General features: G+C 65.6%; 19 protein-coding genes and 1 pseudogene. 15 read left to right on the top strand and 5 right to left on the bottom strand.

Features of this window, described 5'->3' with window-relative positions:
• Positions 1-56 precede the first annotated feature (56 nt).
• The 7 genes and pseudogenes from ACVIGB_RS22285 to ACVIGB_RS22255 all read left to right on the top strand — a co-directional run bounded on the left by ACVIGB_RS22285 (position 57) and on the right by ACVIGB_RS22255 (position 7,927).
• Positions 57-677, top strand: coding sequence for a class I SAM-dependent methyltransferase (locus tag ACVIGB_RS22285; protein WP_456721029.1), 621 nt, complete (start codon positions 57-59; stop codon positions 675-677).
• A 23-nt stretch (positions 678-700) separates the two neighbouring features.
• Positions 701-1,111, top strand: a complete 411-nt coding sequence (locus ACVIGB_RS22280; protein ID WP_456721030.1) for a DOPA 4,5-dioxygenase family protein — start codon at positions 701-703, stop codon at positions 1,109-1,111.
• A 135-nt stretch (positions 1,112-1,246) separates the two neighbouring features.
• On the top strand, positions 1,247-3,628 hold the full coding sequence (locus ACVIGB_RS22275; RefSeq protein WP_456721031.1) for a putative bifunctional diguanylate cyclase/phosphodiesterase: 2,382 nt from the start codon (positions 1,247-1,249) through the stop codon (positions 3,626-3,628).
• Between the two features lie 210 nt (positions 3,629-3,838).
• A complete protein-coding gene (locus ACVIGB_RS22270; protein ID WP_456721032.1) occupies positions 3,839-4,879 on the top strand; it encodes a DUF2778 domain-containing protein in 1,041 nt (346 codons plus the stop codon).
• 249 nt (positions 4,880-5,128) lie between these two features.
• Positions 5,129-6,179: pseudogene (locus ACVIGB_RS22265) on the top strand (aromatic ring-hydroxylating dioxygenase subunit alpha).
• Between the two features lie 8 nt (positions 6,180-6,187).
• Entirely contained in the window at positions 6,188-6,934 is a 747-nt protein-coding gene (locus tag ACVIGB_RS22260; RefSeq protein WP_456721034.1) for a GntR family transcriptional regulator, read from the top strand.
• 12 nt (positions 6,935-6,946) lie between these two features.
• Positions 6,947-7,927: a PDR/VanB family oxidoreductase gene (locus tag ACVIGB_RS22255; RefSeq protein ID WP_456721035.1), complete on the top strand. Its 981-nt coding sequence runs from the start codon at positions 6,947-6,949 to the stop codon at positions 7,925-7,927.
• A 34-nt stretch (positions 7,928-7,961) separates the two neighbouring features.
• Here the strand turns inward: ACVIGB_RS22255 and ACVIGB_RS22250 are convergent, their stop codons facing one another.
• The gene (locus ACVIGB_RS22250) at positions 7,962-9,923 is read right to left on the bottom strand and encodes a putative bifunctional diguanylate cyclase/phosphodiesterase (protein ID WP_456721036.1); all 1,962 of its coding nucleotides are present in this window, start codon (positions 9,921-9,923) and stop codon (positions 7,962-7,964) included.
• A gap of 269 nt (positions 9,924-10,192) precedes the next feature.
• Between ACVIGB_RS22250 and ACVIGB_RS22245 the strand changes: the two genes are divergently transcribed.
• Together ACVIGB_RS22245 and mhpA are read left to right on the top strand one after the other, a co-directional pair.
• Positions 10,193-11,188 carry a VOC family protein gene (locus ACVIGB_RS22245; RefSeq protein WP_456721037.1) on the top strand — a complete coding sequence of 332 codons (996 nt, stop codon included), beginning with the start codon at positions 10,193-10,195 and terminating at the stop codon, positions 11,186-11,188.
• Between the two features lies 1 nt (position 11,189).
• Positions 11,190-12,821, top strand: coding sequence for a bifunctional 3-(3-hydroxy-phenyl)propionate/3-hydroxycinnamic acid hydroxylase MhpA (gene mhpA / locus ACVIGB_RS22240; protein WP_456721038.1), 1,632 nt, complete (start codon positions 11,190-11,192; stop codon positions 12,819-12,821).
• Here the strand turns inward: mhpA and ACVIGB_RS22235 are convergent.
• The 3 genes from ACVIGB_RS22235 to ACVIGB_RS22225 are packed head-to-tail and all read right to left on the bottom strand — an operon-like array spanning position 12,811 to position 16,381.
• Positions 12,811-13,284, bottom strand: coding sequence for a GlcG/HbpS family heme-binding protein (locus ACVIGB_RS22235; RefSeq protein ID WP_456721039.1), 474 nt, complete (start codon positions 13,282-13,284; stop codon positions 12,811-12,813). The genes mhpA and ACVIGB_RS22235 overlap by 11 nt on opposite strands.
• A gap of 39 nt (positions 13,285-13,323) precedes the next feature.
• Positions 13,324-14,829 carry an aldehyde dehydrogenase family protein gene (locus ACVIGB_RS22230; RefSeq protein WP_456721040.1) on the bottom strand — a complete coding sequence of 502 codons (1,506 nt, stop codon included), beginning with the start codon at positions 14,827-14,829 and terminating at the stop codon, positions 13,324-13,326.
• A gap of 10 nt (positions 14,830-14,839) precedes the next feature.
• Positions 14,840-16,381: a hypothetical protein gene (locus tag ACVIGB_RS22225; protein ID WP_456721041.1), complete on the bottom strand. Its 1,542-nt coding sequence runs from the start codon at positions 16,379-16,381 to the stop codon at positions 14,840-14,842.
• 308 nt (positions 16,382-16,689) lie between these two features.
• Between ACVIGB_RS22225 and ACVIGB_RS22220 the strand changes: the two genes are divergently transcribed.
• From ACVIGB_RS22220 to ACVIGB_RS22195, 6 genes are all read left to right on the top strand, one after another.
• Entirely contained in the window at positions 16,690-17,457 is a 768-nt protein-coding gene (locus tag ACVIGB_RS22220) for a TenA family transcriptional regulator (RefSeq protein ID WP_092124471.1), read from the top strand.
• A 20-nt stretch (positions 17,458-17,477) separates the two neighbouring features.
• A complete protein-coding gene (locus ACVIGB_RS22215; RefSeq protein ID WP_092124472.1) occupies positions 17,478-17,822 on the top strand; it encodes a 2Fe-2S iron-sulfur cluster-binding protein in 345 nt (114 codons plus the stop codon).
• A 3-nt stretch (positions 17,823-17,825) separates the two neighbouring features.
• The gene (locus tag ACVIGB_RS22210; RefSeq protein ID WP_456721042.1) at positions 17,826-18,122 is read left to right on the top strand and encodes a ferredoxin; all 297 of its coding nucleotides are present in this window, start codon (positions 17,826-17,828) and stop codon (positions 18,120-18,122) included.
• Positions 18,123-18,134: 12 nt separating this feature from the next.
• Positions 18,135-18,464: a 2Fe-2S iron-sulfur cluster-binding protein gene (locus ACVIGB_RS22205; RefSeq protein ID WP_456721043.1), complete on the top strand. Its 330-nt coding sequence runs from the start codon at positions 18,135-18,137 to the stop codon at positions 18,462-18,464.
• Between the two features lie 127 nt (positions 18,465-18,591).
• Complete coding sequence (locus ACVIGB_RS22200) at positions 18,592-19,401, top strand: GntR family transcriptional regulator (RefSeq protein WP_456721044.1); 810 nt, start codon at positions 18,592-18,594, stop codon at positions 19,399-19,401.
• 177 nt (positions 19,402-19,578) lie between these two features.
• The gene (locus ACVIGB_RS22195; protein ID WP_092124476.1) at positions 19,579-21,210 is read left to right on the top strand and encodes a GMC family oxidoreductase; all 1,632 of its coding nucleotides are present in this window, start codon (positions 19,579-19,581) and stop codon (positions 21,208-21,210) included.
• A gap of 299 nt (positions 21,211-21,509) precedes the next feature.
• Here ACVIGB_RS22195 and hemE read toward each other — a convergent pair whose 3' ends face one another.
• Positions 21,510-22,556: a uroporphyrinogen decarboxylase gene (gene hemE, locus ACVIGB_RS22190; protein WP_456721045.1), complete on the bottom strand. Its 1,047-nt coding sequence runs from the start codon at positions 22,554-22,556 to the stop codon at positions 21,510-21,512.
• Positions 22,557-22,580: the final 24 nt, after the last annotated feature.

Here is a 22,580-nt window from a genome sequence, read left to right as displayed (position 1 = left end):
AGCTGATGGTTAATGGTGCGCAACGCGGGTTGCTGCCGCTTTCGGGACCTATCGCCGTGACCGCTTCTGATCGCCAGTCGCATTGGCAGACCGTCTATCTGACCAAGGGCGAGCAGCAGGTGAGCTGGTCGCAGGCCGATCCGCAGCCATCGCTGGGCTTGATCGAATCCGTCGCGCCCGGCCGCGATGCGTCGATCATCGACATCGGCGGTGGGGCCTCGCGCCTCGTCGATGCGCTGCTGGCGAGGGGCTTTCATGATCTGACCGTGCTCGATCTCTCGGAAGCAGCGCTGGCGAGCGCGCGGGAACGGATCGGCGCGACAAGCGCAGCGGTGCGCTGGGTGGCCGATGATGCGACGGTCTGGCAGCCGCAGCAGGCTTTCGACATCTGGCACGATCGTGCGGCGTTTCATTTTCTCGTCGAGGAGAGCGATCGCTCGGCCTATCTCGACAGACTGCATCGCGGCGTCAAGGCAGGCGGCCACGCCGTGATCGGCACCTTCGCGCTCGACGGTCCGGAAAAATGCAGCGGCCTGCCGGTGCAGCGCTATGATCCCGCAACGCTCAGCCGGACCATCGGCCCGGCCTTCGAGTTGATCGCGCATGAGGCGCATCGGCACGTCACGCCCTGGGGCGCGACGCAGTCGTTCCAGTTCAGTGTGCTGCGGCGGACGTGACCGGCCGCGGAAGGAGAGGCGAGATGACGGACGGGCCACGGACGATCGGCGAGATCGCGAGCTATCACGCCCATGTCTATTACGACCCCACCACCAGCCGGGGCGAGGCCGAACGCCTGCGCAACTGGATGGGCGAGCGTTTCCTGGTCACGCTGGGGCGCTGGCACGACGTCAAGGTCGGCCCGCACGACCAGGCGATGTATCAGGTGGCGTTTGCGGCCGAGCTGTTTCCGACCCTGGTGCCGTGGCTGATGCTGAACCATGGCAGCCTGAGCATCCTGGTCCATCCCAACACGACCAATCCACGCCGCGATCATCGCGACGATCCGCTCTGGATCGGCACGCCGCTTGCCGTCCATGCCGACAAGCTGCCCGAAGAGTCCGAAATGGAGCAGGCGCCGGCCCCGAACACGTCGCCGACATTGCGTCCCTGAGCGTCGCGGCAGTTGCGTAAAGTTTGACGCAATTCCGTTACAGCCAAGTCGTTTCAAACTCATCGCGTTTTGCAACGTGAGGTTAAGCCGGCATTCCTAGGCTTACCCGACATTTCAGGGTCGGGCGCATTAGGCATGTTCTTTTCGTTTCGAAGCTGGTCGCTGTGGCGGGTGGTCGGGCCTCTGCTCGCCATCGTGTTGCTGCTGGGCGGTCTGTCGGCCGGCAGCCTGCAGGTGATGTCCGCGGTGCGCGCCTATGTGGCGGGCGAGAGCCTGTGGTCGAAGGGGCAGAAGGACGCCATCTACTACCTTCAGACCTATGTCAGCACCGGCGCGCCGCTCTATCTGCAGAAGTTCGATGCCGCGATCGCGGTGCCGCTGGCCGATCGCACGGCGCGGCGCGCGCTGGAAGCGCCAGGCAACAACGACGCCGTGGCGAGGCGTGGCTTCGCCAAAGCGGGCAATCACGACGACGACATCGGCGGCCTGATCTGGCTGTTCAAATATTTCCGCACGATGCACCACGTGGCCGGCGCGGTGACGGCCTGGCGGAATTCGGATGCGCTGCTCGATCAGCTGATTGAAATCAGGAACGAGGCCGCGAGCGACGTCGCGCTGCATGATCCCTCGGCTGCGACCATCAAACACTGGGCCGAGCGGATCGGCGCGGTCGACGCCGCGCTGAGCACGCTCGCCGTCGATTTCTCCGACCAGTTGGGGAAGGCGTCGCGTCAGGTCTCCGCGCTGCTGCTGCTGGTCAATCTCGTGATCGCGGCCTGCCTTGCCGGCATCGTGCTGTTCCACACTAGGCGCATGCTGTGGCGGCGCTGGCTTGCCGAGACCGCGCTCGCGGTCGAGAAGGAGCGCGCCCAGCTCACGCTGGCCTCGATCGGCGACGCTGTCATCGTGACCACGCAGGACGATCGCGTCGGCTACATGAACGGCGCAGCGCAGCGGCTGATCGCGTCGGGGCAGGACGTGACCGGATGGCAGCTTTCATCGCTGTTCAACATTGCCGAGCAGCCGGTGCGGGGATCGTTCCAGAGCGCCGATGCCGACGACGAAGGCCGGCCGCAGCAGCGGCTGCTGGTGCGGCCGGATCATTCCAGCGTGCCGGTCTCGGTGGTCGAGACCCCGATCGTGCATGCCGGCGAACCGGCCGGCCGCGTCATGATCATTCACGACATGACCGCCGAGCGGCGGCTGGTCGAGGAACTGGCGTGGGCTGCGTCCCATGACGCGCTCACCGGCCTTGCAAACCGGCGGCAATTCGAGTTCGAGCTGCACAAGGCGATGTCGGGCTCGCCGGTCGTGGGCGCCGATCTGATGCTGATCGACCTCGACCAGTTCAAGATCGTCAACGACACCTGCGGCCACATGGCGGGTGACCGGCTGCTGAAGCAGGTGGCGAAGCTGCTGGCCGCCGAGGTCAGCGACAGCGGGCTGGTTGCGCGTCTCGGCGGCGACGAATTCGGCATTCTGCTGTGTGACGATGGCTCCGCCACACACGACGTTGCTGCCGATGTCGCGGAGCGGATCAGGGCGGTGGTCGAGCAGTCGAGCTTCGTCCATGAGGGCTCGAGCTTCCGGATCAGCGCGAGCATCGGTCTGGTCGCGCTTGCCGACAGCGCCGGCGTGCAGGACGCGTTGCGGCTTGCCGACGTCGCCTGCTTCCTCGCCAAGGACAAGGGACGCAATCGCGTCCAGGAACACCGTCCGTCCGATACCGGCATGGCGGTGCGTGTCGCCGAGATGAGCTGGGTCAATCGCATCCGCAAGGGATTGGATGAGGGACGCTTCTGCCTCTACGAGCAGGAGATCCGCCCGATCAACGGTGCGCTGAAGGGCAATGAGCGGCGCGAATTGCTGCTGCGGCTGCGCGACGAGAATGGCGCGCTGGTGCCGCCCGGCAGCTTCCTGCCCGCGGCCGAACGCTACGGGCTGATGCCGCTGATCGACCGCTGGGTGGTTCGCCGCGCCTTCGAGATCATCGCCGAGCGCAAGCACCACCCGCGCAAGATTGCGAGCTACGCCATCAATCTCTCCGGCGCCACCATCGGGGACGGCGACTTCGTCGACTTCGTCGCCGAACTGTTCGCGCAGCATGATGTTTCGCCGGCATTGGTGTGTTTCGAGATCACCGAGACCAGCGCCATCTCCAATCTCGACGAGGCGCAGACGTTCATTGCGCGGCTGCGCGAGATCGGATGCAGCTTCTCGCTCGACGATTTCGGCACCGGCATGTCCTCGATCGCCTATCTGAAGCACCTGCCGGTCGACATCATCAAGATCGACGGCTCATTCGTGAAGGAGATCCTGAACAGCAAGGTCGATCGCGCGATGGTCGAGATGATCACCAAGACCGCGAAGATCATGCAGAAGCAGGTGGTCGCCGAATTCGTCGAGAGCCTCGCGATCCTGGACGAGTTGCGCCAGATCGGGGTCGACTACGCGCAAGGGTACGCCATCGGGAAGCCGGTCCCGGTGCTCACCCTCCGGGAAGAAAAGATCGCCTGAGTCACCGAAATTGTCCCGAATCGGGACTTTGTAGGCCATTTCGACCCTCACAGGGCTGATTCGCCGGCACTTTCCATCCGAAAAACGTTTAAAAATCCTGTCGTTGCCCGCTTTCGTCTCGATTATGCCTTACTCTAATTCCCTGATATGATGTGTGAACGGTGAATCCAACGTGGGCCGGGTAACAGGCCCCAGAGCACCGACTTGGGGATGATGGGTCAACGTACGACGAAAGCAGCCGCGCGTAAGTCGAACCGCGGCGTGTCTCTGGTGGGCAGCACGGCGTTCGCCGTGACCGCGCTCGTCATGTCGTCTGGCCTTGCCGCCTGGATGGTCGGCATCGACCCGACCGCTTGGCTGCATGGGCCGGCACTCGCCAACACCACCGCCTCGCTGAATTTCGACGATCGCTTCGGCTCTCGCTCCACGATCAATACGGCTTCGCTCTATTATCCTCTGCGCCGCGGGTTCCGTTCGAGCCGCGGCGATTTCGATTCCGAGTTCGGTCAGATCGAGGACGCGCTGGCCGGCCAGCTGCGTGACACCCAGACCGAACTGCCGGCCAGCCAGCCGGCGACGGCATCGGTCGCGGCCACGACCTCGACCGCAGCTTCCGCCGTGCCGATGCCGCGATCGCGGCCGGTCGAGGCCAATCTGCTCGCGCGCAACGATCAGCCGCTGCCGCCGCAGGCGCCGGTGCAGCAGGGCGACAACCGGACGTTCCTGCAGAAGATCGCCGACATGATGCCGGGCAAGCTGCACCTGGCCTCGATCGATCCGAATGATGGCTTGTTGTCCGGCCCGAGCCCCGATCTCGGTGCGCTCGGTTATGACAGCACCACGGCGGTCTACGACATCACCGGCCGCATCGTGTACATGCCCGACGGCACGAAGTTCGAAGCGCATTCGGGGCTCGGCAATCTGCTCGACGATCCGTCGCATGTGACCGCCCGCAACGCCGGTGCGACGCCGCCCGGCGTCTACGAGATGAAGCCGCGCGAGAAGCTGTTCCACGGCGTGCCCGCGCTGCGCATGACCCCGGTCGATGGCAGCGATACGTTCGGGCGTGTCGGCCTGCTCGTCCACAGCTACATGCTCGGGCCGAACGGCGACTCCAACGGCTGCATCTCGGTCAAGCACTACGACAAATTCCTGCAGGCCTACCGCAGCGGCACGATCAAGCGCATCGCCGTCGTGGTCAGCATCAAGGACGTCAAGTCGGCCTCGACCCGCGCGGCGTCGAACTCGTAGGCCGCACCGGCGCGGCCGGGTCGTCGAACCCTTCAAATCCTCAGTGAGTCTCCTCGCCTCGGGCGCGAAAGCGCCGGGGCGATGCGCCGTTGGCGCGGCGGAATGCGCGCCAAGACCCCCGGCTGCTCCTCATTACTTAATAGATGTATACATAGATATCCTATTCGCGGACTATAATACCGTGATTTGTCATATTCGGAAGATTGATGTATACATAAAGTATCCGAAGAGATCCCAAGAGGGCGACCGATGCCAAAACCCTTTCCAATGAACGCGTGGTACGCAGGCGGCTGGGATGCCGAGATCAAGCACGCGCTGTTGCCGCGGACGATCTGCGGCAGGCATGTCGTGATGTACCGAAAGGGGCGATGGCGAGGTCGTGGCGCTCGAGGATGCCTGCTGGCATCGCCTCGTGCCGCTCTCCAAGGGCCGGCTCGACGGCGATACCGTGGTCTGCGGCTATCACGGCCTGAAATACAATGCGCAGGGCCGCTGCACCTTCATGCCTTCGCAGGAGACGATCAATCCGTCGGCATGCGTGCGCGCCTATCCCGTCGTGGAGCGCCATCGTTTCATCTGGCTCTGGATGGGCGATCCCGCGCTGGCCGATCCCGCGCTGGTGCCCGACATGCACTGGAATCACGATCCGGCATGGGCCGGCGACGGCAAGACCATTCACGTCAAATGCGATTACCGCCTCGTCGTCGATAATCTGATGGACCTGACCCACGAGACCTTCGTGCACGGCTCGAGCATCGGCAATGATGCGGTCGCCGAAGCGCCGTTCGACGTCACCCATGGCGAGAAGACCGTCACCGTCACGCGCTGGATGAGGGGCATCGAGGCGCCGCCGTTCTGGGCCAGGCAGTTGCAGAAGCCGGGCCTGGTCGATCGCTGGCAGATCATCCGCTTCGAGGCGCCATGCACCGTTAATATCGACGTCGGCGTCGCGCCGGCCGGATCGGGCGCGCCGGAGGGCGATCGTTCGCAGGGCGTCAACGGCTATGTGCTCAACACCATCACGCCGGAGACCGAGAAGACCTGTCATTATTTCTGGGCCTTCGTCCGCAATCACCGCATCACCGAGCAGCGCCTGACGAGCGAAATCCGCGACGGCGTCGCCGGCATCTTCCACGAGGACGAGATCATCCTGGAAGCGCAACAGCGCGCGATGGACGAGAATCCGGACCGCGTGTTCTACAACCTCAACATCGATGCCGGTGCGATGTGGGCGCGGCGCGTCATCGACCGCATGGTGGCGAAGGAAAATCCGTCACAGCAGTTGCAAGCGGCGGAGTAGGCCGAGCCATGGCGGAACGCGAAGCCGATCGCTCAGTATCGCACACCGTGCGGGCGCAGCTCGCACTGCGCGACCTGGTTCTCTCGGGCCGCTTGCGGCCGGGCGAGCGCATCTCGGAACTGCAGGCGGTCGAGATCACCGGGGTGTCGCGCACGCCGGTGCGGATGGCGCTGGTCCGGCTGGAGGAGGAGGGCCTGCTGGAGGCGATCCCGTCCGGCGGCTTCATGGTCAAGGCGTTTTCCGAGCGCGACATCCTCGATTCGATCGAGCTGCGCGGCACGCTGGAAGGCCTTGCCGCGCGCTTTGCCGCCGAGCGCGGCGTCTCGTCGCGCGATCTCGAGCCGCTGAAGGAATGCCTCAGCGAGATCGACGGCCTGATGCGGCAGGACCCGATCTCCGTCGAAGCCTTTTCGTCCTATGTCGCGCTCAACGCACGCTTCCACGCGCTGCTCACCGAACTGTCGCGCAGCCCGCCGTTGATCCGGCAGATCGACCGCGCCTCGGCGCTGCCGTTCGCCTCGCCGAGCGGCTTCGTGATGGCGCAATCGGCCTTGCCCGAGGCGCGCCAGATCCTGCTGATCGCGCAAGACCATCATCGCGTGGTGGTCGACGCCATCGAGAACCGGGAGGGCGCGCGTGCCGAAGCGATCATGCGCGAGCATGCCCGGCTTGCGGCACGCAATCTGCGGCTGGCGCTGCGCAACCGTACTCACCTTGATCTGCTGCCGGCGCTGGCGCTGGTCACCGCCGGCTGAACGGAGCGCGCGATGCGATTTATTGAAACCTGGACGTCGGCCACGCTGCTGGCGACGCGCGATCTCACGCCCGGCATCCGCGAGTTCCTGCTGCGGCCGGACGATTTCACCGGCGCGCCCTATGCCGTCGGCAGCCACATCGATGTCGGCGTCACCATCGACGGCCAGCCGCAGACCCGGTCCTATTCGCTGGTCGGCGAAGTCGATCCGCAAGGTTTCCGGATCGCGGTACGGCACGCACCGGATTCCCGCGGCGGCTCGCGCTATATGTGGTCGCTCGCGCCGGGGGCGCGGCTCATCATCACGCTGCCGACTTCGCTTGTGCAGCTCGACTGGACGCGGCGGCAATTCTGCCTGATCGCGGGTGGCGTCGGCATCACGCCGATCGTCGGTGCGGCGCAGGCGCTGGTTCGCCGAGATGCCGGCGTGGCCTTGCACTATGCCGTACGCACGCGCGGCGACGCGGCCTATCTCGATACGCTCGAGCGCCTGCTCGGCGACCGCCTCATCGTCCATGCCGGCGACGAGGGCGGGCGGCTCGACCTCGACGGCGTCTTCGCAGGCTTGCCGCAGGATACGATGACGTTGTTCTGCGGCCCGATGCGGATGCTCGATGCGGCGCGGCGTGCCTGGGAGGCGTCCGGCCGGGCGATGACCGATCTGCGTTACGAGACCTTTGGATCGAGCGGGCTGCTGCCGACCGAGGCGTTCCGCGTGCGGCTCAGGGGTGAGGGGACCGAGTTCATGATCCCGCGCGACCGCTCGATGCTGGACGTGCTCAACGAAGCCGGCCATGAGGTGATGAGCGACTGCCGGCGCGGCGAATGCGGCGTCTGTGCGATCGATGTGGTCGATGTCGACGGCAAGATCGACCACCGCGACGTGTTCTTCAGCGACCACCAGAAGCAGGAGAGCCGCAAGATCTGCGCGTGCGTCTCGCGCGCCCGCGGCACCATCACGGTGGACACCTTGCATCGCGCCGACGCGCCGTGATGCGCTCGACCGGTGCGCGGGCGTTCGATCCGCGCTAGGCCGCGTGCTCCGAGTGCTGTGCATTGTGATCGAGCAGCGCGGAGATATCGCTGCCCGACATTGGCCGGCCGATCAAATAGCCCTGCACCTCGTCGCAGCTGGTCTGCCGCAGATATTCGAGCTGATCCGCGGTCTCGACGCCTTCGGCCACGACGCCGATCTGCAGGTCCTGCGCGAGGCCGATCACCGATTTGACGATCGCGGCGCAATCCGGCTGGGTCAGCATGTCCCGGATGAAGGATTGATCGATCTTGATGCGGCTGAACGGCAGCTTGCGCAAATAGGTCAGTGACGAGAAGCCGGTGCCGAAATCGTCGAGCGCGACCGTCAGGCCGAGCTCGAGCAGCCCGTTCAGGATCGCCGGCGCCGATCCGTATTTCGAGATCAGCATCGATTCGGTGATTTCGATCTCCAGCCGGTTCGGCGCGACATTGGCCTCGGCAAGCGCCTCGACGATGGTCTGCAGGATGCCGACGTTCTGGAGCTGGACCGCGGAGAAATTCACCGCGATCCTGATGTCGTCCGGCCAGCGCGACAGCATCGCGCAGGCGCGGCGGATCACCCACTCGCCGAGCTGATGGATCAGTCCGCTCTCCTCGGCGATCGGAATGAAGACGCTGGGCGGGATCAATCCACGTGTCGGATGCTGCCAGCGCAGCAGCGCCTCGAAGCCGGTGACGCGGCCTTTGCGGATGTCGAGGAACGGCTGGTAGACCAGAAACAGCTGGTCCGCCTCGATGGCCTGTTCGAGGTCGCGCTGCAGGGCGCGGCGGTCGCGCGCCGACTGGTCGTCGCTGGCCTCGAAGAAGCAGATGGTGCCGGGGCCGGATTTCTTCGCCCGGTAGAGCGCGATGTCGACATGCTTGAGCAGATCGTGGGAGGTGTTGCCGTCCCGCGGCGCGAGCACGATGCCGATGCTGATCGCGCTGGTGATCTCGAACCCGTCGATCTGGAACGGATCGGCAAACGCCGCGACGAACCGCTCGGCGATCGCGAGCGCATCCTCGGGCCGCGTCAAATTGGACATGATCAGCGCGAACTCGTCGCCGCCGATCCGCGCGACATGCTCGGCCGCGCGCGTGCAGCGCTGCAACCGGGCCGCAAGCTGCACCAGGAGTTCGTCGCCTGCCGGATGGCCGAACCTGTCGTTGATCTCCTTGAAGCGATCGAGATCGAGCAGCAGCACGGCGAATTCCTCGCCTGAGCGCTCCAGCCGGCTCAGCGCGCCGTTGAGCGCCTCGTTGAAGGCGACGCGGTTCGGCAGATGCGTCAAAGGATCCTGCCGCACCGTCCGTTCGGCTTCGTGCTGGGCGATGATGCGGCGCCTGAACTCGAATGCATTGACGAACACGCCGCGCAGCAGCACGGAGCCGTAGACCAGGACGAGCACGACCATCAGCAGATAGATGAAGTCGCCGTCTCTGCCGAGGCAGATCGCCGTGCCGACGAAGATCGGCCCGGTAAAGGCAATGGCGGCGATCGGGATGGTGGAGAAGGCGAAGGCGCCGCCGGCCAGCATGCCGGCGCAAAGACACGTGATCACCAATTGGGCGCCGCTCGATGCGTTCGCAAAGAAGGCGACGGGGACGACGCCCCAGGCCGCGCCCAGCGCCAGCGCATTGCGCACCAGCCGGTACATGGTCCGGCGCGACACGAATTGCGGCTTGGCGATGCGGCGCGATGCGCGCACCTGCATGCCGAAGAACAGCGCCGCGCTGCTCACCGCAGCGGCCCACACCAGCGCGAAGGCCCAATCCGGCGATTGCCACAGCGCAGCCGCGAGCACCAGCGCATTGCAGGCGTTGGCCAGCATGATGCCGAAGGAATAGCCGAGCACGAGCGAAACCTGCTCGGCGCGGATGTGGCCGGCAAGCGCTTCATCCGTCGGTGGTGCGCCGAAGGCCGCGAGGTCACCCGCGAACAGGGCCGCGAAATATGATCTGAGATCGATACGCATCTCACTACGTTGCCTGCATGGTCTGGCCATCGCGCGGTGCCGAAGAATTCTCTGCAAACCTTTGACAAACTATGAACTATTGGAACGAACCGTGCCACGGCGGGCTCACGTTTTGGTTCCCGCCGGCAGGCATTGCTAACAAATCGATACAAATGCGTGATGTGACGTCACGGACCGGCAGAGATGGCCCAGCGCCACGCTGCTTGATCGCCCGCCGGTTTTTCGCAATGACTTGAGTTCCCACGAACGGCAAGAACCAGAAGGTGCGCATGAGCTTGCCGACCACGAACCACGATCCCGGGTTTCGGATCACGCGGGCCAGCCACGTCGTCCTGACCGTCTGTGACCTCCCGGCGAGCCGGCAGTTCTACGAAAACGTGATCGGGCTGATCCTGACCGCCGAGGAGGGCGATGCGCTCTATTTCCGCGGCGTCGAGGAGGCCTGTCATCACAGCCTTGTGTTGCGCAAGGGGGGAGACGCCGTCTGCGCGCGGCTCGGCTTGCGGGTGTTTCAGGATGATGACCTCGACCGGCTCAAGGCCTTCTTCGAAGCGCAAGGCTGCGAGGCCGCCTGGGCCGAGGTGCCGCACCAGGGCCGCACACTGCAGGCGACCGATCCGGCCGGCACGCCGCTGGAGTTCTGCGCGACCATGCCGGTCGAGCCGCGCATGATCACCAAATTCACCCGCCACGCCGGCGGCTCGGCGCTGCGGCTCGATCATTATCAGGTGCTGACGCCCGACGTGCGCAAGGCGTGCGAGTTCTATACCGCGGCCGGCTTTCGGCTCAGCGAGTATATCGCGCCCGCCGGCACGTTCGATCTGCGCGGCGTGTTCCTGCAGCGCAAGGGCAATCCGCACGACATCGTGTTCTTCAACGGCGCGGGACCGCGGCTGCATCATTTCGCGTTCCTCGCGCCCGAGGTCCATCATTTGCTAAACGCCTGCGACCTCGCCGGCGAGCTCGGCTATGGCGCGGCGGTCGAACGTGGCCCCGGGCGGCACGGGCCGGGACACGCGATGTATGTCTACATGCGCGATCCCGATGGGCACCGCGTCGAGCTGTTCAACACGCACTACCAGATCATGGACATCGAGAACGAGCCGATCGGCTGGGACCCGTCCGACCACAAGATCTCGTTCCCCTGGGGACTGCCGGCGCGGCAGGCCTGGTTCGAGGAGGCGACGCCGTTCGAAGGTGTCGCGATCCGCGAGCCGCAAATGAAGCCGAAGCCGTTGACGCTCGAGAGTTACCTCGCGAAGTAGCATGTCGATGTCAGTCGCGAACCCCGGGCATGATCCCCTGTACGACGTGGCAATCGTCGGCCTCGGGCCGGTCGGCGCCGTCTTCGCCAATCTGCTCGCGAAAGCCGGCCTGAGCGTCGCCGTTGTCGAGCGCACTGCCGACATCTACGACAAGCCGCGCGCGATCACACTCGATCACGAGGCGCTGCGCGTGCTGCAGGCGATCGGGCTCGGCGATTTCATGGAGCAGGCGATCGCCCCGCATAACGGCTCGCATTATCTCGGTGTCGACGGCGAGATCATCAAGATCTTCGACCCGATGCCGCCGCCGTATCCGCTCGGCTGGATTCCGAACGTGACTTTCGTGCAGCCGGATGTCGAGCAGGCGCTGCGCGACAAGCTTGCCGAATATCCGCAGGCCGACGTTTTCCTTGCGGCCGTCGGCGTGGCGCTCGAGCAGGACACCGGCGCGGTAACGTTGACCGCGCGGCGCGAGCAAGGCGACGAGTTCCTGATCCGCGCGCGCTATCTGATCGGCTGCGACGGCGCCAACAGCTTCGTGCGCAAGCAGCTCGGCATTGGCCTCGACGACCTTGCCTTCGATGAATGGTGGATGGTGGTGGATACGCTGACCAGCGACCCCGCCAAGCGGCCGGCCAGGAGCTTTCAGTATTGCTGGCCGTCGCGTCCCGGCACCTTCGTGCCGGGGCCGCGCAATCTGCGGCGCTGGGAAATCAAGCTGCTGCCGGGCGAGGACCCCGAGGCAGCCGGTGCGCCCGACAACGTCGTGAAACTGCTGAAGGGCTTCACCGACATTTCCGATCTCACGATCTGGCGCTCGGCGGTCTATCGCTTCCACGCGCTGCTTGGGCAGCGCTGGCGCGACCGCCGCGTGCTCCTGATGGGCGATGCCGTGCACCAGACGCCGCCGTTCCTCGGGCAGGGGCTGTGCGCCGGCATCCGCGATGCCGTGAACCTTGCCTGGAAGTTCAGGCTGGTTCTCCGTGGCGACGCCGACGAGACGTTGCTCGACGCTTACGAGATCGAGCGTAAGCCGCATGTCCGCGCCGTCGTCGCTAGCGCCAAGGAGTTCGGCAAGATCATCGGCGAACTCGATCCTGTAGCGGCTGCCGAACGTGACGTGCGGTTGCGCGCCGACCTGAAGGCCGGCAAGGCCGAAACCATCAGGCAGAAATTCATTCCCGATCTCGTCTCCGGTCTGATCGCGCGCGATGCCGTTCTGGCCGGGCGGCTGTTCGTGCAGCCGCATGTGCGTGCGCCGGATGGGCGGACGTGCCGGCTCGACGATCTGCTGAGCCTGGAGTTCGCGATCGTGACGGCGGCTGCGGAGCCGATGGCGTGGCTGTCGGACGCGTCCCGTGCTGCCTGGCAGCATCTCGCCGGCGAACGTGTCGTCATCGCCACGTCAGGTGAAATCGGCGATGCCAACGGCATTCTGAGCGTGGTCGAGCGCGACGGGCTGTTCGCCGACTGGATGCTGCAACATGGCGCCGCCGCGGTCATCGTGCGGCCCGACCGTTACGTCTTCGGTGCCGCCGGCAGTGCCGGCGAGCTCAATATGCTCGTCGGGCAACTGCTCGAAGGTCTCGGTGCGAGACATCAGTCGTTCCCGGCGACATCAGTCACTTCTTGATGTCGGCTGCGACCAGCACGCGGTGGCCGTGCAGCAGCTCTTGCAACGCCTGCAGGGCTGCGACGCCGCATTGGGTGTCCTGCTCGCCGTTGCCGCCGCTCAACCCGATGCCGCCGACAACCTCGTCGTCGACCACGATCGGAAAGCCGCCGACGAACACGGCAAATTTTCCGTCAAAGCTCCACTGGATGCCGAAGGCCTCGTTGCCGGGCAGGGCAGGTCCGTTCGGCGGTTGGTTGAACAAATGGGTGGAGCGCTTGTGTCCGGCCGCCGTGAACGCCTTGTTCCAGGCAATCTGGGGACCGGTGATCCGCGCGCCATCCATCCGCTCCAGCGCCAGCGGATAGCCGCCGTCGTCGGTCACGCAGACCGTCTCCGCAAGGCCGATCTCGGCGGATTTGCGGATCGCGGCCGCGATCATGTGGCGGGCTTCGGCAAGTTCAAGTTTGAAAGACTGTCTCATCGCTATCTTCCGGAATTGGAGTGGGTCTTCGACCGCGGCTCATGTGCCGCGGTAGACCGTCTTGATCTGGGTGTAGAATTCGAGGCCGGTGCGGCCGGACTCGCGGAAGGTCGAAGTGCTCGACCGCTTCAATCCGCCGAACGGCGCGTTGATCAAATTGCCCGTGGTGGTGCGGTTGATCTTCACCGTTCCGGACTGGATGTCATTGGCGAAATCATGCATCGCGCGCGGGTTGCGCGTCACGATCGCGGCGGACAGTCCATATTCGCTGGCATTGGCCTTGGCGATCGCGTCGGCATAGCTGTCGACCTCGATGATCGCGATGACCGGGCCGAAGATCTCCTCGCGTGCGATCGTCATGTCCTGGGTCACATCGGTGAAGATCGCCGGCGACACGAAGTATCCGCCGTCATAGGCGGCACCGGTGAGCCTGTCCCCGCCATGGAGGTGCGTCGCTTCCTTTTTCCCGATCGCGACGTAGCGCAGCACGGTTTCGAGCTGCCTGGCTGTGGCGAGCGGCCCCATCTCCATCCCGCTGGTGAGGCCGCTGCCGATCTTGATCGCCTTCACCTTGGCGAGGAGCCGCGCGGTGAACTCGGCTCGCACCTGCTTCATGACCAGGACCCGGCTGGTGCCGGTACAGGCCTGGCCGGCCAGCGACAGGCCGCCTTTGACGGTCAAATCGACTGCCAGATCGAGGTCGGCGTCGTCCATGACGATCAGCGGATTCTTGCCGCCGAGCTCCATCTGCGTGCGGGTCGTGAAGCTGACCGCGCGGCAAATCTGTTCGCCGGCGGACGTCGAGCCGGTGAAGGAGATCGCGCGAATGACCGGCGGCTCGGTGATCGCAGGCCCGATCTCGCCGGCCTTGCCGGTGATGAAGTTGAGCGCGCCGCTCGGCAGGCCCGCCGCAATCAGCGCCTCCGCGAGGCGATAGCCGCTGAGCGGCGCATCGGACGACGGCTTGAACAGCACCGTGTTGCCGGTGATGAGGGCCGGCGCGATCTTGCGCGCCGGGATGGAAATCGGAAAATTCCAGGGCGTGATCACCGACACGACGCCGAGCGGCTCGCGCAACGTATAGACCGTCATGTCCGAATCGTCGTTCGGAAACACCTCGCCGGTGAGCGACTGTCCCTCGACGGCATAGAACCGCAGGGTCTGCGCCGAGCGCAGCACCTCGTCGCGGGCGAGGCCGAGCGATTTGCCCATTTCCCGCGTCATCTCCCGCGCGATGTGATCGGCGCGCGCCTCGAGATGATCGGCGGCCCGGCTCAGGATGGCGGCGCGTTTGGAGATCGGCGTCCGCCGCCAGCCCTCGAACGCGGCGGCCGCGGCATTGACGGCCGCTTGCGCATCGGCGGCGGTCGATTCCTGGAAGCGTCCGACCAGGTCGCTGTTGTCGGCGGGATTGATGTTCACGATCAGTCTGCCGGACGCACTTGGGATCCGCTCGCCGGCGATTAGGTTCGGAAATTCCGCGATCCCTGCGCTGCCCTCCGCGGAAGGGTGCGCGTTGCGTATCGTCGTTTCAGCTATCGTCACAGGATTCTCCTCAATGCCAGATCAGCACCGCGCAGACGGTCGACACCGCGAGCCCGGTCAATACGGGGACCATCGCCGTCCGCACGATCTGGAAGACGGGGACGCGCGCGAAGCCGGCCACTGCGATCAGCGACGACCAGGCCACCAGGGTGCCGCCGCCGGTCCACACCGCGCCCATCTGGCCGATTGCGGCGAGCGTCGCGGGCTCCATTCCGACCGACGGTGCCAGCGCGCCCGACAGTGAGCCGGTCAGCGGCAAGCCGGCAAAGCCCGAGCCGTCGATGCCGGTGATCATGCCGGCGATCAGGATGCCGAAGGCGACGAAAAACTCGTTGCCCGGTATCCAGGCCTGCGCGGTCTGGATCAACTCGAACAGGAGGCTCGGCGCCTGGGCTGCGGGCACGCCGAGGATCGGCGCAGACAGGCCCGGCTCGGCCCCGAGAAAGAAGAAGCCCGCGATCGGCAGTACGGAGCCCATCGCCTTGAATGCGAAGACGAAGCCTTCGGTGACGTGGTCGGCGCTGGTGTCGAGGAATTTGCGGAGGTCATCGGTGATGAAGGATGCGCAGATCATCAGGATCGCGGCGACGCCGCCGACCAGTGCGGCAGCGTCGCCGCCCTTGAGGTCGTGGCCGATGCCAAGCTTGGCCAGCACCATCACCGCGATGACGCAGAGAAAGGCGAGCGGGGTCGCAACCGCAAAGAATTTCGACCAGCCCTCGCGGCGCGTCGGCACCCCGGCGAGTTCCTTGTCGATCTGCGCCTGGGTCGCGAGCGGCCGCTGGCCGTCGGCCGTGCCGCGCGCGATCTCCGCCTTGTCGAAGCTGCCTTCCTGCTCCAGCCGTGCCAATTCGCCGTTGCTGGACTGCGCCTGCCAGCGCTCCAGCAGCCGCTCGTCGGCCTTGGTGATCGACTTGCGGATCGAAAGATAGGCGAGCGTCAACGCGATGCCGCCCGTGATGAGGGACAGCACCAGCGCGCGGTCCGCGACGGTGGCGGCGCTGACCGCGGCGCCGGCCGCCTTGGCGCTGATCCCGGGCGCGACGCCGATCACATAGTCCGACGACAGCGCCATGCCTTGCCCGGCGATCGCGATCGCAATGGCACCGCCGAGCGGCGACAGGCCGGCCGCAATCGCCGCGGGCAGCAGCACCGCGGAAACCAGCGGCACTGCCGGCGTCGGCCAGAAAAACAGCGAGATCACATAGGTGATGGCGGCAAGCACGAAGTAGGCGGTGTGTCCGCTCTTCATAATGGCGCGGAACGGTTCGACCATGCGAATGTCCGAGCGCAGCACCTTGAGCGCGTTCAGCAGCGCCGTCATCAGCGCGATCACCAGGAAGATGTTGAACAGCTCCTTGGCGGCGGTGAAGCTCGCGTTGAAGACGCTGGCAAGCGCCGCGACCGGGCTGTGCGTCCAGGCAAGCGCGACCAGGAGTGTCGCGATCACCGACGGCACCACGACGTTGGCGCGCCAGATCATGGTGAGAACGATGACGGCGACGCCGAGCAAATAGACCCAGTGCGCGGCAACGATCGGAGCGTGCTGCATGGTTGTTGCTTCCCCCTCTAATGCCACGAATAATGTATACTGTATTCCGCAATGGCAAGCGCAAATTGCGGGCTGGCGATCCGTGCGTCGCAGAAGGTTGGGAGCATCTCCGACCGCATTTTTGTGCATCTGAAGCACAAAATTGCGGCGTTTCAATGCGGTTGGTGTCGGGTGGGATGGGTGGCCGGGAACCCGGCCTTCGGTGTTGACAGGCGCAAAGATAGTATACAGTATACCGAAATAGTCGACCGAAACGGACCGATGGTCGTTGCCGGACGGCGATTTCTTCACGGCACAGGAGCGCCACGATGCAAAAGCTGATGGATCACGTGGAATTTCGAGCGGCCCTCGAAAATGCCATCAAGGGAAAGAGCGCCAACAAGGCTCCGTTCAGCGTCGCCTGGGCGAGCGGCAAGCTCAGCCGCGCGCATCTCGCGCGTTGGGCCGAGAACCACTATCACTATGTCGGTCCGTTCGCCGACTACCTCGGCTACATCTATGCGCGGATGCCGGAGCAGTACCAGGAAGCCAAGGACTTCCTGCTGGCCAATATGTATGAGGAGGAGATCGGGGGCGACCGTCACACCGATCTGCTGATCCGCTTCGCGGAGGCCTGCGGCACGACCGCGGCGCGCATCAAGAACCCCGACAACATGACGCCGACGACGCGCGGGCTGCAGAGTTGGTGTTATGCGGTCGCGATGCGCGAGGATCCGATCGTCGCGGTGGCCGGCCTCGTGGTCGGTCTGGAGTCGCAGGTCCCCTCGATCTATCGCAAGCAGACGCCGACCCTGCGCGAGAAGTACAAGTTCACCGACGAGGAAGTCGAGTTCTTCGACCTTCACATCGTGTCGGACGAGATTCACGGCGAGCGCGGCTACCAGATCGTGCTCGAGCACGCCGATACGGTCGAGCTGCAGCAGCGTTGCCTCAAGATCTGCGAGATCGGCGCACAGATGCGGCTGCTCTACACGACCGCGCTATACCACGACTATGTCGCAAGCGACATTCCGCTGGCGGAGCTCGATCTTGCCAGCGGCGTCTCCGCTGAGGAACGCGTGCTGTTGCAGGCCTGAGCGCGGGGAGCAGCGGCGCGATGCCCAACGTCATCTTTCACCGCAACGGCGAGACCTTTGTCGGCGAGGTCAAGGAGAACACCAATCTCGTCGTCCGCGCCGGCATCCGCCAGTTTCCCTATCCCAACTTCCTTTACGGCTGCGGGATGGGGAAGTGCGGGAAGTGCGCGTCGCTGATCATCAAGGGCGGCGAGCACCTGCCGGAGCCGAACTGGAAGGAAAAGAAGCGCCTCGGTGCCAGGATCGAGCAGGGATATCGCCTCGCCTGCCAGCTCTGGCTCACGCATGACGTTGAACTGTCGCAGGAGGCAGCCCCGCTGGTCGACGTCGTCGCGCCGGCCGGCGCCGCGGTTGGGAGGACGTGACCGATGTATGTGATACTGACGAGCAAGCCGGGGCAGTTTCGCACCGAGATCGCTGACGGCCTGCGGCCGCTCGCGGCCTACGACTACCTGTTCTACGGCATCAGGAAAGCGACGTTCGTGATTGCCGAGCTGGTCGAGGAAACCAAGGTCAGGGTGATCGACGAGGCCTGGTCGCCGCCGATCGTGAACGAGGTGCCCTCGAAATTCCTCGAGAAGTTCGAGACGCCCGAGCGGGCGCTGAACGAACTCGAGCACCTCATCACATTCGGTCACATGGACACCAAGCTGCGCAAGCGCTGAGCGGATGGCGGGATGATCGAAGTCACGTTTCTGACCAATGGCGGGAAAACCGTCACCGCGGCGGAGAACAGCAATCTGCTGCGCGTCTCGCTGCGCGAGCAGGGCGGCATTCCGTTCAAGTGCGGCGGCGGCCTGTGTGGAACCTGCAAATGCCTGATCGAGAAGGGCATCGAGAACACCGATGCGATCAAGCCGAAGGAGCGGAAGCACCTCACCGACGCGCAGTTCGCCGCCGGCTATCGGATGGCGTGCCAGACCTTTCTCACCGGCAGCGTGAGCGTGTCGTGGGTGCCGAAAGCCGCGGTGCCGCCGGTTCGACCTGTAGCTGTTGACGGCGAATGAGCGCGGCTTGATGGCATGCAGCCGGCGGTCTAAATACGCAACAGCGGTCATTCGGCCAGGACTCTGGCAGCTCGCTGGACCTCCGGTGTCCATGCATTGAGCGAAGCGCGGCCGGACAGGTCGGTTCATGGCAGGCAAGCTCGGAAGCTCCAAACGTCTCGGCGACGACTACCTCTCCCTCCACGGCAGGGTGATCGAGGAGCTGCGGCAGGCGATCCTGAGCCGACGGCTGAAGCCCGGCGAGCGGCTGGTCGAGGGCCGCCTCGCCGACGAGCTCGGTGTTTCCCGCAATCCCGTGCGCGAGGCGATCCGCGTGCTGGAGTCGGAGGGGCTCGTCGAGGTGACCGCGCGGCGCGGTGCGTCCGTCATCACGATGAGCGACGAGGAAGCGCGCGAGACGGTCGAAGTCCGCGCGCTGCTCGAGGGACAAAACGCGCGCCTGGCTGCGCGTCGCCGCGAAGAGAGCATCATCAAGCGGATCGCGGCGGTGTTGAAGCAGGGCAACGAGGCGGTCGCGGGACGGCGCTACGACTTGTTGTCGGATCTCAACCAGCAATTCCATCATGAATTGGCGGAGGCCGGCCGCAACCGCGTGCTCGCCGATCTGCTGAAGCGGCTGCGCGAACGCACGGCGATGCTGTTCTCGCCCACCGATCCGGTGCGCCAGGCGCGAACCTGGGATGAGCACGCCGCGATCCTGCGCGCCATCATCGCCGGCGACGAGCGCGCCGCCGCCACGCTTGCCGCCGAGCACGTGATGCGGGCCGGTGCGGATTTTCTCTCGAGCCTCCATGTGCCCGATGAGGAGACCTCGCTGGAGGCGGCGTCGGCGAAATACGGCCTGCCGTCCGGCTCCCGCGTGGATCAGGCGGTGACCAAGCCGACGCGCCGGAACCAGCAGCGCGCCGGTACACGCCGGCGAAAAGCAGAGGGCTGAACGCGCCCGTCGCGTTGATGGTTTGCGGCCGCCGATCCCGCGGTCAGAGGTCCGGTGGTACCGCTCCGGATCGTCAGCTAACTTTCTTGACCGTATCTGCCACGCTCGCTACGTCTCTTCCCAATGCTGGGCAGGGGTGCAACCCTGCCGGCCGCGCCGCATGGCCGGGGGAAACCAATGAACAACAACAAGGATGGCGCGTCGCCAAACGACGTCGCCGAATTTGATTACGTGATCGTCGGCGCCGGCTCGGCCGGCTGCGTGCTCGCCAACCGCCTGAGCGCCGACGGCAAGCATTCGGTGCTGCTGCTCGAGGCCGGGCCGAAGGACACCAACATCTGGATCCATGTCCCGCTCGGCTATGGCAAGCTGTTCAAGGAAAAATCCGTCAACTGGATGTACCAGACCGAGCCCGAGCCCGGCCTGAACGGGCGGCAGGTGTTCCAGCCGCGCGGCAAGGTGCTCGGCGGCTCCAGCTCGATCAACGGGCTGCTCTATGTGCGCGGCCAGCACGAGGACTATGACCGCTGGCGGCAGCGCGGCAATGCCGGCTGGGGTTATGACGACGTGCTGCCCTATTTCAGGAAGGCGGAGGATCAGCAGCGCGGCGGCGACAAATATCACGGCGCGGGCGGCCCGCTGCCGGTGTCGGACTGGCGGCATGCCGATCCGCTGTCGGAAGCCTTCGTGCATGCCGCGGCCGAGGTCGGCATCCCGACCAATCCGGATTTCAACGGCGCGACCCAGGAGGGCGCGGGCTTCTTCCAGACCACGACGCGGCGCGGCCGGCGCGCCTCGACGGCGAGGTCCTATCTGCGGCCGGCGCTGACGCGCGGCAATCTGCATGTCGAGACCTCGGCGCTGGCGCAGCGCATCCTGTTCGACGGCAGGCGCGCGAGCGGCGTCGCGTACAAGCAGAATGGACAGTTGCGCACGGCCAAGGCGCGCAAGGAAGTTCTGGTGTCGAGCGGCGCGTACAATTCGCCGCAATTGCTGCAGCTGTCCGGCGTCGGACCTGCCGATCTGTTGAGGCAGCATGGCATCGAGGTTCTGCTCGATGCGCCCGGCGTCGGCAACGACCTGCAGGATCACATGCAGGTGCGCATCGTCACGCGCTGCGCCCAGACCGTCACGCTGAACGACGTCATCAACAATCCGGTGCGCCGCGTCATGGCGGGCCTGCGCTACGCGGCGTTGCGCAAGGGGCCGTTGACGATTGCGGCCGGCACGTCGGGTGCGTTCTTCAAGACCAGTCCGCGGCTGGCGTCGCCGGACATCCAGATCCACTTCCTGCCGTTCTCGACCGACAAGATGGGCGAGAAGCTGCATCCGTTCTCGGGCTTCACGGCTTCGGTCTGCCAGCTGCGCCCGGAGAGCCGCGGCTCGCTGAAGATCAGGAGCGCGGACCCGAGCGTGCCGCCGGAAATCCGCATCAACTATCTGGCGACGGAGACCGATCGCCGCGCCTTCATCGACGGCATCCGCATCCTGCGCAAGATCCTGGCCGCGCCGGCGCTGAAGTCATACTCGGTCGGGGAAGTCGATCCCGGCGCCAAGGTGGTCAGCGACGACGATTTGCTCGATTTCTGCCGCCGCACCGGCAGCACGGTCTATCATCCGACCTCGACCTGCCGGATGGGCAACGATGCGCTCGCGGTCGTCGACCAGCGGCTCAAGGTGCGCGGTGTCGAGGGGCTGCGCGTGGTCGATGCTTCCGTCATGCCGGATCTGATGTCGGGCAATACCAACGCGCCGACGATCATGATCGCGGAGAAGGCGTCGGATATGATTTTGGAGGATGCAAGGTAAGGGTCGTTAGATCGGGGACCGTCATCCCCGCGCAAAGGCTTTGCCTTTGTCGCTGGAGGTGCGAGCACTTGCGAGCCTCGAAGGATGCACGGCTCCCGCTCTATTGGCTCGGAGAGGTCCGGGGCCGTCGACCCTTCGAGACGCGCGCAATGGCGCGCTCCTCAGGGTGACGGTGACAGAGCGGGCGTAGCCCGGATGAAGCGAAGCGTAATCCGGGGCCGGTCTATCGACGGAGGAGAGAGTCCCGGATTTCGCTTCGCTTCATCCGGGCTACGGGCCGACAAGCCGGGCCACGAGCCTCACCCCTTATACGCGCGGACCCGTGCGACCATCTGCTCGACATGGGCGATCGGCGTCTCCGGCAGGATGCCGTGGCCGAGGTTGAAGATCAGCCGCCCCTTGCCGAAGTTCTCCAGCACATCGTCGACCGCGCGGTCGAGCGCGGCGCCGCCGGCAATCAGGGCCAGCGGATCGAGATTGCCCTGCACGGCGACGCGGCTCTGCACGCGCTCGCGGATCATCGACGGCTCGGTGGCCCAGTCGATCGAGACGGCATCGACGCCGGTTTGCTCGACATAGGCCGGCAGCATGCCCGCCGCGCCGCGCGGAAAGCCGATGATCCGGGCACCGGGGACCAGCTTGCGCACCCCGGCAACGATGCGCCGGGTCGGCTCGATCGACCAGCGGGCGAACTCGCGTGGCGGCAGCACGCCGGCCCAGGTGTCGAAGATCTGCAGGCAATCGGCGCCGGCCTTGAGCTGCCCGACGAGGTAGTGGATCGAGTTCTCGACCAGGACGTCGATGATCCCGGCGAACGCGTCCGGATGGCGGTAGGCGAGCATCCGCGCGGGGGCCTGGTCCGGCGTGCCCTGTCCGGCCACCATGTAGGTCGCGACCGTCCATGGCGCGCCGCAGAAGCCGATCAGCGCAATGTTCGGCGCAAGCTCGCGCCGGACGCGGCGCAGCGCCTCGAACACCGGCTCGAGCTTGTCGAAATTGGCCTGGGTGGCCAGCGTCGCGATCTCGCCGGGCGTTGCCAGCGGATCGAGCCGCGGCCCTTCGCCGGCCTCGAAGCGCACCGAACGGCCGAGCGCGTAGGGGATCACCAGGATGTCGGAGAAGATGATGGCGGCGTCGAAGTTGAACCTGCGGATCGGCTGCAGCGTGATCTCGGTTGCGAATTCGGGCGTGAAGCAGAGATCGAGGAAGCCGCCCGCCTTGGCGCGCAGCTCGCGGTATTCCGGCAGATAGCGGCCGGCCTGCCGCATCATCCAGAGCGGCGGCACGGCTTGCCGGTGGCCCGACAGGAGGTCGATGAGCGGCTTTGTGGTGGGATCCTGGGGCACGCGAAAGTTCCTGATCACGGTCAA

The sequence above is a fragment of the Bradyrhizobium sp. USDA 4341 genome, assembly GCF_054063755.1.
The sequence above is the reverse complement of the archived record's forward strand: the minus strand, read 5'-3'. Positions and strand labels throughout refer to the sequence as shown.

What these genes read in the sequence shown, in the direction of transcription:
- ACVIGB_RS22200 (WP_456721044.1), top strand. Translation starts at nt 18,592, where the DNA reads ATGGCAGGCAAGCTCGGAAGCTCCAAACGTCTCGGCGACGACTACCTC.
- ACVIGB_RS22270 (WP_456721032.1), top strand. Translation starts at nt 3,839, where the DNA reads ATGATGGGTCAACGTACGACGAAAGCAGCCGCGCGTAAGTCGAACCGC.
- ACVIGB_RS22260 (WP_456721034.1), top strand. Translation starts at nt 6,188, where the DNA reads ATGGCGGAACGCGAAGCCGATCGCTCAGTATCGCACACCGTGCGGGCG.
- ACVIGB_RS22245 (WP_456721037.1), top strand. Translation starts at nt 10,193, where the DNA reads ATGAGCTTGCCGACCACGAACCACGATCCCGGGTTTCGGATCACGCGG.
- ACVIGB_RS22255 (WP_456721035.1), top strand. Translation starts at nt 6,947, where the DNA reads ATGCGATTTATTGAAACCTGGACGTCGGCCACGCTGCTGGCGACGCGC.
- ACVIGB_RS22225 (WP_456721041.1), bottom strand. Translation starts at nt 16,381, where the DNA reads ATGCAGCACGCTCCGATCGTTGCCGCGCACTGGGTCTATTTGCTCGGC.
- ACVIGB_RS22195 (WP_092124476.1), top strand. Translation starts at nt 19,579, where the DNA reads ATGAACAACAACAAGGATGGCGCGTCGCCAAACGACGTCGCCGAATTT.
- ACVIGB_RS22275 (WP_456721031.1), top strand. Translation starts at nt 1,247, where the DNA reads ATGTTCTTTTCGTTTCGAAGCTGGTCGCTGTGGCGGGTGGTCGGGCCT.
- mhpA (WP_456721038.1), top strand. Translation starts at nt 11,190, where the DNA reads ATGTCGATGTCAGTCGCGAACCCCGGGCATGATCCCCTGTACGACGTG.
- ACVIGB_RS22210 (WP_456721042.1), top strand. Translation starts at nt 17,826, where the DNA reads ATGTATGTGATACTGACGAGCAAGCCGGGGCAGTTTCGCACCGAGATC.
- ACVIGB_RS22235 (WP_456721039.1), bottom strand. Translation starts at nt 13,284, where the DNA reads ATGAGACAGTCTTTCAAACTTGAACTTGCCGAAGCCCGCCACATGATC.
- ACVIGB_RS22220 (WP_092124471.1), top strand. Translation starts at nt 16,690, where the DNA reads ATGCAAAAGCTGATGGATCACGTGGAATTTCGAGCGGCCCTCGAAAAT.
- ACVIGB_RS22215 (WP_092124472.1), top strand. Translation starts at nt 17,478, where the DNA reads ATGCCCAACGTCATCTTTCACCGCAACGGCGAGACCTTTGTCGGCGAG.
- ACVIGB_RS22250 (WP_456721036.1), bottom strand. Translation starts at nt 9,923, where the DNA reads ATGCGTATCGATCTCAGATCATATTTCGCGGCCCTGTTCGCGGGTGAC.
- ACVIGB_RS22205 (WP_456721043.1), top strand. Translation starts at nt 18,135, where the DNA reads ATGATCGAAGTCACGTTTCTGACCAATGGCGGGAAAACCGTCACCGCG.
- ACVIGB_RS22280 (WP_456721030.1), top strand. Translation starts at nt 701, where the DNA reads ATGACGGACGGGCCACGGACGATCGGCGAGATCGCGAGCTATCACGCC.